Annotated in this window: 9 protein-coding genes; 5 read left to right on the top strand and 4 right to left on the bottom strand. The window is 62.5% G+C overall.

The features are described 5' to 3' along the window. Positions 1 to 10 precede the first annotated feature (10 nt). From ACRWQA_RS13205 to ACRWQA_RS13190, 4 genes are read left to right on the top strand one after another with little or no spacing between them, the layout of a single operon-like run. Positions 11 to 973, top strand: coding sequence for an ABC transporter substrate-binding protein (locus ACRWQA_RS13205; RefSeq protein WP_263583444.1), 963 nt, complete (start codon positions 11 to 13; stop codon positions 971 to 973). Further along, positions 967 to 1971, top strand: coding sequence for a FecCD family ABC transporter permease (locus ACRWQA_RS13200; protein WP_434231951.1), 1005 nt, complete (start codon positions 967 to 969; stop codon positions 1969 to 1971). The genes ACRWQA_RS13205 and ACRWQA_RS13200 overlap by 7 nt, the downstream gene beginning before the upstream one ends. Then, a complete protein-coding gene (locus tag ACRWQA_RS13195; protein WP_434231949.1) occupies positions 1968 to 3002 on the top strand; it encodes a FecCD family ABC transporter permease in 1035 nt (344 codons plus the stop codon). Before ACRWQA_RS13200 ends, ACRWQA_RS13195 begins: the two co-directional genes overlap by 4 nt. 29 nt (positions 3003 to 3031) lie before the next feature. Beyond that, a complete protein-coding gene (locus ACRWQA_RS13190) occupies positions 3032 to 3655 on the top strand; it encodes an RraA family protein (RefSeq protein WP_263583447.1) in 624 nt (207 codons plus the stop codon). 80 nt (positions 3656 to 3735) lie between these two features. On the opposite strand, the gene ACRWQA_RS13185 is transcribed toward ACRWQA_RS13190, so the two are convergent. Then, a complete protein-coding gene (locus tag ACRWQA_RS13185) occupies positions 3736 to 5883 on the bottom strand; it encodes a TonB-dependent receptor (protein WP_263583448.1) in 2148 nt (715 codons plus the stop codon). 314 nt (positions 5884 to 6197) lie between these two features. Here ACRWQA_RS13185 and ACRWQA_RS13180 point away from each other — a divergent pair, with 314 nt between their 5' ends. Beyond that, on the top strand, positions 6198 to 8177 hold the full coding sequence (locus ACRWQA_RS13180; RefSeq protein ID WP_263583944.1) for a TonB-dependent siderophore receptor: 1980 nt from the start codon (positions 6198 to 6200) through the stop codon (positions 8175 to 8177). A 67-nt stretch (positions 8178 to 8244) separates the two neighbouring features. Here ACRWQA_RS13180 and ACRWQA_RS13175 read toward each other — a convergent pair whose 3' ends face one another. The 3 genes from ACRWQA_RS13175 to ACRWQA_RS13165 form a co-directional block, all read right to left on the bottom strand. After that, positions 8245 to 10350 (bottom strand): TonB-dependent siderophore receptor, encoded by a 2106-nt coding sequence (locus ACRWQA_RS13175; RefSeq protein ID WP_434232231.1) that lies wholly within the window; start codon positions 10348 to 10350, stop codon positions 8245 to 8247. Between the two features lie 179 nt (positions 10351 to 10529). Next, positions 10530 to 12632 carry a TonB-dependent siderophore receptor gene (locus ACRWQA_RS13170; protein ID WP_263583451.1) on the bottom strand — a complete coding sequence of 701 codons (2103 nt, stop codon included), beginning with the start codon at positions 12630 to 12632 and terminating at the stop codon, positions 10530 to 10532. Between the two features lie 101 nt (positions 12633 to 12733). After that, complete coding sequence (locus ACRWQA_RS13165; protein ID WP_434232227.1) at positions 12734 to 13672, bottom strand: helix-turn-helix transcriptional regulator; 939 nt, start codon at positions 13670 to 13672, stop codon at positions 12734 to 12736. Between the last annotated feature and the right edge of the window lie 52 nt (positions 13673 to 13724).

Genomic DNA, 13724 nt, shown 5'->3' with positions numbered 1-13724 from the left:
AATGATTCTCATGCTCTTCTTGCGCATCTGCCGTCGCTTCACCGTCTTGATGCTGTTGTCGAACTGCCTGACCCTGGCGGCACACGCCGAGGCAGCACGCAGCGTCGAACACGCCCTGGGCGAGGCTCGCATCACGGGTCAACCGCAACGTATCGTAACGCTCTACCAGGGCGCCACCGATACCGCGCTGGCGCTGGGGATCGAGCCGATAGGGGTGGTCGAGTCGTGGCTCGAGCGCCCCATGTATCGCTACCTGCGCGACGAGCTACCTGCGGACGTGCGCTACCTGGGGCTGGAGACCCAGCCGGACCTGGAAGCGGTGGCGGGGCTTGCGCCCGAGCTGATCGTGGGGGCTCGCTATCGCCATGCCGGGGTCTATCCGCTGCTGTCGCGTATCGCACCGACGGTGATTGCCGACAGCGCCCATGACTTCGAGGCCATGCTCGAGCTGATGGGCGAGGCAACCGGTCGCGAAGCCGAGGCCCAGGCGCTACTTGCCGACTGGCGGGAACGCGTCGCCGACTTCCGATGTCGTGCCGAAGCCCGGCTGGGCGACGCCTGGCCTCAGCGGGTCTCGGTGGTCAGTTTTCGCGGCGATCATGTACGCCTCTATTACGACGGCTTTGCCCGAAGCGTCCTCGATGAGTTGGGATTCCTGCGCCCGACTGGGCAGCAGGGCAGCGGCTGGGGCATCAAGCTGGTCAGCCGTGAAACCCTGCCGGCTTTGGATGCCGATGCGATCTTCGTCTTCATGCGCGACGATGCGGCGGTGGCCGAGCTGCATCGCGAGTGGACGGCGCATCCATTGTGGCAGAGTCTCGATGCGGTCGAGCGGGAGCAGGTCTACTACGTCGATCCGGTGATCTGGAGCATGGGTGCCGGCATCCTGGCCGCACATCGGCTGCTTGACGAACTCTACGACCACTACGAACTGCACGACGCCGCGCGCCAAGGAGAGAGCGGGACATGCTGACCACCCCTTCGGCCAGGCTGCTCGGGTTGATGGCAGGGGTGCTGTTGGCACTTGTTGCCGGTCTGGCCAGCTTGGCCTTGGGCGCTACTACGATTGTGCCGGGCACCCTCATGGAAGCCTTCCTCGCGCCCGACCCAGGATCGGTGCAACACCTGATCCTGCGTACCGAGCGCCTGCCCCGCGCGCTGATCGCCGCCGTGGTGGGTGCCAGCCTGGCGGTAGCCGGCGCCCTGATGCAGACGCTGACGCGCAACGCCCTGGCGGCGCCGAGCATTCTCGGCATCAATGCCGGCGCCATGTGTTTCGTGGTGGTGGCGAGCAGCGCCTTCGCTTTGCGCTCACCCTTGGCGCTGGCCTGGGTGGCCTTTCTCGGCGCTCTGGTAGCGGCGCTACTTGTCGCACTGCTGGGACGTGGGCGCGATGGTGGCTTCTCGCCGGTGCGGGTGGTGCTGGGCGGCGTGGCGGTCACGGCCCTGTTCGTCTCGCTGGCCCAGGGGCTCCTGATCGTTGACCAGGAGGGCTTCGAGAGTCTGCTGCTGTGGCTGGCGGGCTCGGTGGCGGGGCGCAGCCTGGACATGTTGCTGCCGCTGCTGCCGTTCTTCCTGGCCGCCGCCGGCGTCTGCCTGCTGCTGGTGCGCCAGCTCAACCTGCTGGTGCTGGATGACGAGGTGGTCAAGGGATTGGGCCAGCGGACCGGCCGGGTCAGGCTTCTGGCGGGAGCCGTGGTCATCGTGCTGGCGGGAAGTTCGGTGGCGCTGGCCGGCATGATCGGCTTCGTCGGGCTGATCGTTCCGCACATGGTGCGCGCCCTGTTCGGCCGCGACCATCGCTGGGTGCTGCCCGGCTGTGCCCTGCTCGGTGCCGGCCTGCTGTTGGGTGCCGACACCCTGGCGCGCTTCCTCATGCCACCCCAGGAGGTACCGGTGGGGGTGATGACGGCGCTGCTCGGGACGCCGTTCTTTCTTTATCTCGCACGCCGCCGGAGCCTGGTGCCATGAGTCCTCCCGTTGTCGCACGCACAGCCGGAGGGCGAATTTCCCTGCGTCTGGAGCGCCGCACCCTGGTGGTGACGCTGCTGCTGACCCTGATTCTCGCGGCTAGTGCCCTGGCCTCGCTGAGCCTGGGGAGTCAGGCGACATCGCCTGGGGCGGTGCTGGAAGCGCTGCTGGTCCCCGAGCGCAGCGACATCGCTCTGATCGTCCATGAGATCCGCCTGCCCCGGGTGGTGCTGGCGATCCTCGTCGGTGCCTGCCTGGGGGTGGCCGGGCTGCTGCTGCAGGGGCTGGTGCGCAACCCCTTGGCCTCGCCAGATGTGATCGGCATCACCGGTGGCGCCTCGCTGGCGGCGGTCGGCTTCCTGGCGCTGGGCGGCACGGCACTTGGGGAAGCCTGGCTGCCTCTGGCGGCACTGTGCGGCGCACTGCTGGTGGCGCTGGCCATCGTCGCCCTGACCGGGCGTGGGGTGACCCCGGCACGCCTGGTATTGATCGGCATCGGCATGGCCGCTGCACTCGGTGCGGGCACCACGCTGGTGCTGGTGCTCGCCGCCGATACCACGGCGATGCAGGCTTACGTATGGCTGACCGGAAGCCTCTATGCCGCTCAGTGGCGGGAGGTGACAGGGCTGGCCCCCTGGGCGCTGGTGGGCTTGCCCCTGGCGCTGGTACTGGCGCGTCGCCTGGATGTCCTGGCGCTGGGCGACGATCTGGCCGTCGGTCTCGGCACGACGCTGCAGGGTAGTCGCCTGGCCCTGCTGTTGCTATCCGTGGCGTTGGCCGGCGCAGCGGTGGCCTTTGCCGGCGGGCTGAGCTTCGTTGGTCTACTTGCCCCGCATATCGCGCGGCGATTGTCGGTGCGTGGCCATACCGGCCTGGTGCCGGTGTCAGCCCTTAGCGGTGCGATGATCGTGCTGCATGCCGACTTGCTCGGTCGGATTGCCTTCCTGCCCCGGGACCTGCCGGCGGGCATCTTCGTCGCCGGTATCGGCGCACCGTTCTTCATCTATCTGCTATACCGCTGGCGAAGCTAGGTGCCAGACGGAGACAAGGAGTCTCGAGCATGTTCGATATTCGCCCTCGGGTGTCGGGCGCTTCGTCCGAGTTGCTGGCCCGCTATCGCGAGGTTGCGACTTCCACACTGGGTCACTTTACCGACTTGGGTGCCATCACCGACCTCATGCCTCTGCACCATCCCACACGGCTGCTGGGCAGTGCCCTGACGGTGCGCATCCCGCATCTCGATGGCAGCGTGATCCGCCAGGCACTGGAAATGGCCGAACCCGGGGACGTGCTGGTGATCGATGTTGCCGGCGATGAGCGGCGCGCCTGCTGGGGCGAGCTGCGTACCTATGCGGCCCTGCGCAAGGGACTGGCCGGCGTGGTGACCTCGGGACGAGTGACCGATACGGCCGAACTCGTGCGGCTGGGGCTGCCCATTTATTCGCGTGGATCAAGCCCGCTGACCACTCGCGCCGTGGAGCTCGAGGGCGAAGTCAACGTGCCGGTGGCCATCGATGGCGTGGCGATTGCGCCGGGCGACCTGATCGTCGGCGACGACGATGGCCTCTTCGCACTCACCCCGGCACGCGCCGAGGCGCTGCTGGCGCCCGTACTCGACAAGCAGGCGCGGGAAGCTGAGCGTCGGCGGGAAGTCATGGCTGCCCATCCCGAGTGGTGGCGCTGAGACTAAGTAAGGTCAACAACGAAAAAGGCGGCGCCAAGGCGCCGCCAAACAGTAAGCCAGGTCCGCTTCAGGACGAGGAATCAGAAGTCGAGCTGGTAGCCGAGTGTGAAAGTGCGGCCGCGGCCGGCGAAGTACTGATCGTCACCGGGGCGGGCGGTTTGAGAATAGTAGGTGATGTATTCCTTGTCGGTGAGGTTTTCGACACCCAGGGAGAGCCGACCCACGGGCAGGCGATAGCCGAGCGAGGCATCCAGCAGGGTGTAGCCGTTGAAGCGACGCAGGTCGGGATTTTCCTGGTCGTTGAAGTCTCGATTGAAGAAGTGACTTGCCTGGAGGTGGGTCGAGAGGTCATCGCTCCAACCGGCACTCCAACCGAAGGTGAGGCGTTCCGGGGCGATATTGAGACCGGTAAGCTCGGTATCGACCCGACCATCACCGGTGGTGTCCGACTTGCCCCGATTACGAGCATAGGTAAGGCGCAGGCCATGGGTATCGGTCACGTCGAATTCACCGGCAAGCTCCACGCCACGGATCTCGGTCTTCTCCCGATTGCCGACGAATACGCCGCTGTCGTCCTGCAGGAGGCGTTCACCCAGGTCGGAGTCCGACTCGTAGTAACTCAGCTCCAGACGTGCACGCCCCCAATCGAAGCGGGTACCGACCTCTCGGTTGTCGGTGACGATGGGGCTCAACTCCAGCAGAGTATCGACCGACTGTCCTTCGCTGGAGATGCCGCGGAGCACCCGGCCGACGTCTGGCATGCCGAAGCCTTCGGAATAGTTGGCGAACAGTTGTGCCGAATCAGTGACCTGATAGACCAACCCGAAATTGAACAGCGTCTCGTCGAAGCTCGGCTTGCCGCCTTCAACGGTGACTGCGTCCTGTTGGACATCGTTTCTGTCGACGGTCTGGTAGGTATCGACATCGAGCTGGGCATGCTCGTAGCGAACGCCGGCGTGCAGCGTCAGCGGCTCGAATACTTGCAGCGAACCCTGCAGGAAGGCAGCGGCATTGTTGAACTGGGTCTCGGGTACGTAGCTGCGATCGGTCTGTACCAGCCTCTGCTGGGTATCATCCTGTAGCAGGTCGACGCCGGTCGCCAGCGACACGCGGTCGTTGAACAGGCCGTCGCGGCTCAGCGTGAACTTGGCGCCCAGCTTATCGGACTCGTTCCGAGTCTGATCGAGCCGGGTGTTGCCCTGGGCATCCTGATAGGGAAAGGCCGTGGGATGTGGGCCGAACTGGGCGCGGAAACGCTGGTGATAGACCTTGGCATCCAGTTCGTTGCCGAACCAGTCGCCGTGACGGTAGGTGAGCTGGGCGGTAGTGGATTCATTGTAAGACGCTTCGCCATCCGGCGTGCCGCGCTCGGCGCTGGTCGGGAGGCCATCCGCTCGATTCCCCACCACGGGCTCATAGTCGTTGTCTCCCTCCAGCTCAAAGCGGTTGAGAGAAAACTCCAGGCTCTGGTCGTCATCGATCCAGTAGCCGAGCTTGGCGAACAGGTCATAGCTGGTCGAATCCTGGATCTCACCCTGAATCGGGTCGATGCCGACGTTGCGTCCGCTGCCATCTCTGAAGATACCCTGTTCCTGGCGAGTAATTCCGCCGAGGAAATCCCAGTCGCCACGCTGGGCGCTGAGGCGATAGCCCAGCCGATGGCCAAGCCCCTCGGAGTCGAGCTCGTCGTCAAACGTGATCTGGCTCGAGACGTGATGATCGATGCCGCCGCCTTCGGCGCGCTTGGTGACGAAGTTGATTATGCCGCCGGTGGCGCCCAGGCCGTGCTCGGCGCTGGCACCGTGAATCACCTCGATGCGCTCGACCATGTCGAGGTCGATGGTATAGCCCTCACGGGCGCTGTCTCGAATGGGCGTGGATTGCGGCACGCCATCGATCATGTAGAGCGGGGCACGGCCGCGGAAGGTTTCGCCAGAATTGGTCATCTTCTGCCGGCTGGGAGAATAACCGGGAATGAGATTACCCAGGATCTGTCCGCGGTCGCGGGTAACGGCAAGCTGCTGTTCGATCTGCTCGCGGGTGATGACGGTGACCTTCTGAGGCGTTTCGCCGGCTTGGCTACGATTGCGGGTGGCGGTGATCACCAGCGGGTTGAGATCGCGTGAGGCGCCGGGCTCGTCGCTACTGGTCTGGGCAAAGGCCAATCCCGGCAGGGTGGAGCCAAGCATCACCGGCGCCAGCCAGGCGATATGCGTCTTGTGGGTCATTGGATGTCGTTCCCTTGCTTGCTGTTGGGTTGTCCAGTCGTCGCCTTGACGACCACGCAGAGCTATGTCCAGGCGCGGAAACAATAATGGTTTGCATTTAATTTTTCAAATAACAAATCAGGATGTATGATTTGTGATGCTATTTGTCATCGATTGTCATCGGCGTGAAGCGATGCTGTTCCGCTGTCTTCCTCCCACAAGCACTCAGAGGACACTCTCGCATGTCCAACCTTCTTCCTTGCTCCCAGCCGACCGCACTGGCTGAGGCGGGGCGACTCGCACTCGGCCTCACGATAGGGGGCGTCCTGATCGGCATGGCGCCGCAGGCGCTTGCCCAAGAGGACACCCTGGAAACGGATACTCTGGTTGTTGTTGGCGCCGCCTTGAAGGTGGCCTCGCCACTGGTCGAGACGCCGCGCCCCGTCTCCCTGGTTGATCGGGAGGAGCTCGAGACGCGCAATGTGCAACAGCTCGACGAGGCCTTCCGCTACCGAGCTGGCGTGCTTTCCGGGCATTACGGATCGGACAACGATACCGACTGGCTTCAGGTGCGTGGCTTCAATCACTCGACGTATCAGGATGGGCTACGCCTGTATCGCGAGGGCTTCTACCAGTGGTTGCCTGAGCCGTACGGTTTGGAGAGGGTAGAGGTCTTCAAAGGACCCTCGTCGATTCTCTATGGCGAGGCGCCTTCAGGAGGCTTGATCAACGCCGTCAGCAAGCGGCCGACCGCTGAGCCCCAGGGGCGCGTCGATCTGCAGCTCGGTAACCGCGACCATCGCCAGGTCGGCGTCGACAGCTCCGGGCCGGTCACCGAGTCGGGTGATGTGAGATATCGGCTGGTCGGTACCTGGAAGGAGCGTGATGGGGACCTCGATCATACCAGTAACGAGCGCTATTACTTCGCCCCGAGCCTGGCGGTGGACTTCAGTGAGGACACCACGTTGACGGTGCTTGCCAGCGTGCAGAAGGACGATGCGGCACCCGTCAATCCGTTCAAGCCACCCTATGGTACCGTTCAGGACACGCCCTTCGGCAAGATCGATCGACACACCAATCTCAGCCAGCCCGGTTACGACACCAACGAGCGCACTCAGTGGGCGCTGGGCTACGAATTGGAGCACAGGTTCAACGAAACTTGGCGCTTCGAGCAGAACCTGCGTTACAGCGAACTGGACCTGCTGCTGCGTAGCAGCTACGCGCTGGGCATGATGAATCCGCGTGAAGCGGGGCAGGGCCATACACATCGTGATGGCAACATCGAGAGCTGGACCGTCGACAACCGCATGCTCGGCAATTGGTTCGGCGATGGCTTCGAGAATACGCTGTTGCTCGGCATCGACTACCAGGATCTCAAGCTGAAGGGGCGTGAAGCCGACGACTTTGCCTTCGGGATCATCGATGTATTCGATCCCGTGTACGGCAACTTCACGCCGATCGATGTCAGCCAGCGAATCGAGCGTGATATCGATAAGCAGCAGACCGGCGTTTATCTTCAGAACCAGCTGCGCCTGGCTGATCGCTGGGTGCTACTGGGCGGAGTGCGCTATGACCAGGCGGAAACCGAGAATGCCAACCGCACTTCCGGACTGACAGAGCGCTCCGATGATAATCATGTCTCCTGGAGCGGTGGTTTGATGTATCTGGGGGAGCATGGGATCAATCCCTATCTGAGTTATACCGAGTCTTTCGATCCCTTGGCGCGCCTGGATGATGCCGGCGAACTCTACGAGCCCCGTGAAGGAGAGCAGTGGGAACTGGGCGTGAAGATCTCGCCGCCGGAGTGGGACGGCTATATTACGGCTGCACTCTTCGATCTCAAGGAAAGCAATGGCCTGGTGACTTCGCCGGGTGGTTTCCAAGTACAGGAAGGGGAGCAGCGTTCGCAAGGTCTCGAGCTTGAAGGCCAGGTCCAGCTGAGCGACGAACTACGTATTACTGCAGCCTATACCTACACCGATGCACGAACCGAAGAGGATCGCCGCAAGGATCTCGTTGCACGCCATCAGGTCGCCACTTGGCTGGATTACGCTATCGCTCAGGGTGCGCTCAGCGGTCTGCAACTGGGGGGCGGTGTTCGGCACGTGGGCTCCAGCGTAGGAGGTGATCTCGACGTTTCTGGCCACACCCTGTTCGATGCGATGGTCGCCTATGACTTCGATGACCATTGGCGGGCACAACTCAACGTCAACAACCTGACCGACGAAGCCTATGTCGCCTCTTGTGAAGCCAACTTCTGGTGCTACTACGGCGAGTCGCGCAGCGTGATCGGCAGCCTCAGCTACCGCTGGTAAGTCATTCTGCGCGGTAATGCAACACCCGGCCTTATGGCCGGGTGTTGCACTTTTGAGAATGGTGCTTTTAGAACTGATATCTCACGTTCGCGGTCACGCTTCGTCGATCGCCATAGCCGCAATCGGCGCCATCGGAGCGGCACCAGGAAACGTACTCCTCGTCGGCAAGGTTCTTGGCATCCACCGAGAAGTCCCAGTTGCCCAAGGTGTAGCCCACCATGGCGTCATAGAGCGTCACGGAAGGAATCAGAGGGGCGCCCGCCGAGCCTACGCTGTCGCCGACGTAGCGGACACCCGCACCGATACGCCAGTTATTGCCGATGTAGAGCCGATTCCACCAGGAGGCCTGTCGTTCCGCTACGCTGGACAGGCGGTCGCCGGTGGCGTCGTCGCGTGCATTCAGGTCGGTATAGGCCACCTGGGTTTCAAAGCTGTCCCAGCGCTTGTTGAGCTGGAGCTCCCAGCCATCGATAACTGCCCCGGTTTGCTCCGCTCCACCGGGAGTTTGCCCGTCGCTGATCCGGTTTTGCTGGGTGATATCGAAGTAGGCGGCAGTGATTCCCAGCGATCTATCGGGTGAAAGGTATTTGAACCCGACCTCCTGTTGGTCACCGGTCGTCGGCTCGAGCGAATTCGCCGCTGCCGTTCCATCGGTGCCCAGGTTCATGCTGAAGGATTCTGCGTAGCTGACGTAGGGGGAGAAGCCGTTCTCGAAGCGATACATTACGCCGAGCCTGCCTGTCGTGGCCTCATCTTGGCTTGCGGTATCGGGTCCGGTAACCGCCAGGGTGCGATTTTCCGCCCAATCATGGCGCAGGCCGGCGGAAATCACGACGGGTCCTATCTCGATGTGGTCGGCCAGATAAACGCCGATCTGCTCTATTTCGTTATCGGGCCTGTCTGAAGGCGTGATGACGTCCGCATTGAGATTGCCATACTGCGGATCATAGACGTTGATGTTTCCACCCAGGCCATAGCCGTAGAAATAGTTGTCTTCTTCCCAGCGTGCGTCTTGCCGATCAATACCCAGCAGTAGATGGTGACGGGTGGCGCCCAGATCGACTTCACCCTTCAGGCGGGCGTCGAGGTTTAGGATGCGAGTGCTCCTGTCGACTGTGTAGATGGTTCTCGGTACTTCTCCGTTGGCATCCGGTACGCTGGGTATGGTGGCCCAATGCTCGCGGGTGTCTGCGCTGGAGCGGGTGTAGCGAGCCGTAGCCGAGAGCGTCCAGTCATCAGTGAAGCGGTGATCGAGGAACAGGGTTGCCTCTGTCTTTTCGCGATCATATCGATCCCAGCCGGGTTCGCCGACGAATCTCTCGGAACCGATATAGCCCCGAGAGCCCCGATCCAGCGTGCCTGCTTGCGGTAGAAACTGGGCAGAAACCTGGCCCTTGTTTTCCTGACGATTCAAGAGCAGCGTAATGTCCGTATCTTCGCTAGGCCGCCAGGTAAAGGAAGGTGCCAGCAAGTAGCCGTCGTCCTGTACGTGGTCCACCTGGGTATCGCTGTCGCGCCCCAGGGCGACGAGGCGGTAGAGAAACTCGCCTTGTTCATCCACGGGCCCCGTGAGGTCCAGGGCCAGCTGCTTGCGGTTGAAGGTGCCATATTGAGCCCAGATTTCGCCACCGGGTGCTTCCTGGGGCAGCTTGGAGACGGCATTGATGATGCCGCCGAGATCGCCCTGACCATAGAGCATGGAGGAAGGCCCCTTCAGTACCTCGATGCTCTCCAATGCGTACACGTTGGTGCGCACGCTGTTGTACCAACCATAATTCTGGCGCAGTCCATCCAGGTAGCGGCCTGCATCCACGCCGCGAACTTTTGCACTATCGATGCGAGTATCGAAGCCAAAGTTGCCTGCATGAACGCCTGAGGTGTAGAGCAGAGCGTCCTGGATCGACTTGGCGCCGGAATCGCGAATAAAACCTTCGTCGATGACGGAGATCGAGTAGGGCTGTTCCTGCACGGAAACGTCCATCTTGCCGACGTTGGGTTCGCGCTCCAGTTCGAGGTAGTCGGGAGCGACGATGGCATCCGAGACGACTTCGACGGTCTCGAGCTCGACGACGTCGTTTGCGCCGGTTTGAGCGAGTGCGACGAAGCTGGTTCCGGCCAGCGATACGAGGGCTGCCGAACCGCAGCGTCGCCAGAAAATGGGTGAGATGGACATTAGTATCCCTTGTGATGTTAATTTTAAACTTAATAATAATATTTATCGTTCGCGATATTAGAAGCTTCGCTCGAATGAGTCAACGAAGCGTGGTGAGGTTCGGTCAGACGTTGGCGGGGCTGCGACATTGCCGGCCTACTGCCGGCAGTGTCGCTTCAGCTATCAGGAGGTGGAGGGGATCAAAAGGCGTAGCTCAGCGTTCCAAGCACTCCTCGCTCTGCACCGAAGTAGCAGAATTCGAGTGAGTTACAGGAGGCGACGTACTCTTCGTCGGTGAGGTTGGTGACATTGAGGCGTGCACTCATACCGTCGAGTCCGACACGGCCGAGGTCGTAGCCCAGGGTGGCGTCCACCAGCGTGTATTCCGGCACTTCGGCGGTATTGGCCCGGTCGGCCTGGATGTCGGCGTAGTGGCGTATCCCCAGTCCCGCATCGAGCCCGGCCAACGCACCGCTCTGAAATGTGTAATGCCCCCACAGGCTGGCTAGGTGGCGCGGCGCGTAGATGGCGCGGTTGCCCTGGTTGCCATCGTCGCTGCGCTTGTAGGTGATGTCGGTATAGCTGTAGCTCGCCTGCAGGCGCAGATTGTCGGTCAGGTGGGTGTAGGCCTCCAGTTCCAGGCCCTCGGATTCGATCTCGCCCACGGCGCGGTAGGGGTCGGTAGGCTGCTCCTTGGTTGCCACGTTCTCCTGGTTGATCCGAAACAGCGCCACGCTGTAGCGATCCTGTGTGCCCGCCGGCTGATACTTCAGGCCGGTCTCGAGTTGCCTGCCCTCCATTGGCGGGAGCAGGTCGTTTTCCGTATCGACGAAGCTGGTCGGGGTGAAGGCGGTGGAGTAGCTGACGTAGGGGGCGATGCCGTTGTCGAACAGATAGAGCAAGCCGGCACGACCGCTGAACTGGGTATCGTCGAGGGTGCTGGTGTCACCGCTATCCCGGTTGGTGTTGGCAATGTCGACCCAGTCATAGCGACCACCCAGGGTCAGCCGCCAGTTGCCGAAGGCCAGCTGATCCTGCAAGTAGAGGCCGGTCTGCCGGAGTTCGTGGTTTTCCCGCAGAGGGGCATACATGGCGATCGGTTCGGCGCCGTACTGCGGGTCGAAGGCATCGATACTGGGGAAAGCGCCCGATGGCCAGCTTACCTGGTTGTCGCGGCGCTGGTAGTCGGCCCCGACCAGTACGGTATGGTCGAGGAAACCGGTGGAAAGATTGGCCTCGAGCTGGTTGTCCAGCGTCCAGGCTTCCAGCGACTCGTCGGCACCGGAGTAGTAGCGGATCAGCTCGCTGTCGCTGCCGGGCGCCCAGCCGTATGCGTAGACCTGATTGAGCACCACGTCGGAATTGAGATAGTTCAGGCGCTGCCGACCGGTCCAGGCTTCGCTGAAGCGATGTTCCAGCTCGTAGCCCAGCATGCGTTGGGTGCGCTGGTAGCGGTCGTGCTCATCCTCGCCCTCGAAGAAGCCATTGGCGATGCGCCGCCCATTGCGATCCACCACCGTGCCTTCATAGGGCAGGCCTGCGTGATAGCCGCCTTCAGGATCCTGCTGCAGGTAGGCCTTCAGTGTCAGGCTGGTGGTGTCGCTCATGTCCCAGGTCAGCGATGGTGCAATGGCGTAGCGCTCCTCCTCGATGGGGCCGAACTGGGTATCGGCGGCTCTCGCCAGACCTACGATGCGGTAGGCGACGCGCTGCTGCTCGCCCAGCGGACCCGTCACGTCGAAGGCGGCACTGCGCTGAGCGTTGTTGCCGGCAGAAAGGCGTAGCTCGCCGCCGTGCTGGAACTGCGGGCGCTTGCTGGTGAGGGCAACGACTCCACCCGGCGAAGCCTGGCCATAGAGTACCGATGCCGGCCCGCGTACCACCTCGATGCTGTCGAGAAACCAGGGATCGATGGTCATCGAGCTGTGCGAGTTGGTGTCGCCCATCAGCTTGAGGCCGTCGAGGAAGGTATTGCTCAGGCTGCCGTCGGAGAAGCCGCGCAGTACCAGGTAGTCGAAGCGGTTGGAGGCGCCAACCTGGTTCGTGAACACGCCGGGGCTATAGTCCAAGGCCCGCTGTACGGTGCTGGCGCCGCGCGCTTCCCACTCTTCGTGCTCGATGGTGGAAGTGGCCTGGGGCGTTTCGTTGAACGGCGTTTCGGTCTTGGTGGCGGCTTGACCGGTAACGGTCAGAGTTTCCAGCGCATTGGTGCGCCCGGCCTGAGGCTGCTGGGCTTGGGCGTTGGCCACGACAAGGGCGGACACGAGCGAGATGGCCAGTGCCAGTGGGTGGGGCGTCGGCATGAAATTCCCTCAGCGGAAGATGTCTCATTAGGTAATGAGAATTATTCCTTATCCGGAGAGGCTTGTCCTATGGGCATTGCTCAATTTTCTCTGAGTGAGGCTCAAGCAGGACGATGAAGGGAACTCGGCGGGTAGCCGTAGCGTTGGCGAAAGGCAGTAGTGAAATTGCTGGCATGGAGATAGCCGGCGGACTGCGCCGCACGCTCGACCGCATGACCCTGCAGCAGCATTTCGCGTGCGAGTTCGAGACGCCGCTCGCGCAGGTAATCAAAGACTGAGCAGCCATATGCCGCCTGAAACTTACGACGCAGGGTGGCGCTACTCATCGAGGCCAGCTCGGCCAGTGCTGCCAGGCTATGCGGCTGGTCAGGGCAAGCCTGCAACTGTTCACGAACCCGCTCCAGACGTTGCCATTCGCCCGGAGAGAACCGGACGGCTGGTGCGTCGAGCCCCGGCGGTAGGCCATGGGCCAGAAGTTGAAGTGACAGGCCCTCCCACTGCAGCCGCGATGCCACGCCGGCGAGAGGGGAGCTCAAGGCTTGCTCCAGCAGTTGCTGCAAGCCGGATGGCAGCGACCAGGCATGCAGGTTCGAATCAGTCGAAGGCAATTTTCCGCCCAGCGCCTCGGTCAGGCGCGGTGTGTCCAAGGCCAAGGTCAGGGCACGTATGCGCTGGTGGGGAGGTTGTACGGCCCGCAGTCCTTCGCGCTCATGCAGCCTTACGCTCAGCGCCATGCCGGCGGTGAAGTCAAGCCGCTGCTGGCCCAGGGCAACGTCGGCACGACCTTCGAGCATGGCGATGATCGAAAGTGGGGCGGCACGACGGGAGCGGGAATCGTAACGCTGCAGCACTTCGATATCCGAGGCGACTAGTTGCATGCCGGTTGCCGGAGTGAGTTCGAAGATGCGTCCACGAAGCACAGCTTGCTCAGCGGCATTCGTAGGCAGGGTAGGGAAGCGGTAGTGGATGCCGTAGCGCTCGCCGTAGGCCAGGAGGTCGCGGGAGGTATGCTGGCAAGAGGCTGCAGCGATCAGCGGCATGACGATATCTTTGCTCTGACGGAAGGTTCGACGGATGTCGCTTGGCTTGTCA

The organism is Billgrantia sp. C5P2, assembly GCF_051062895.2.
The sequence above is the reverse complement of the archived record's forward strand: the minus strand, read 5'-3'. Positions and strand labels throughout refer to the sequence as shown.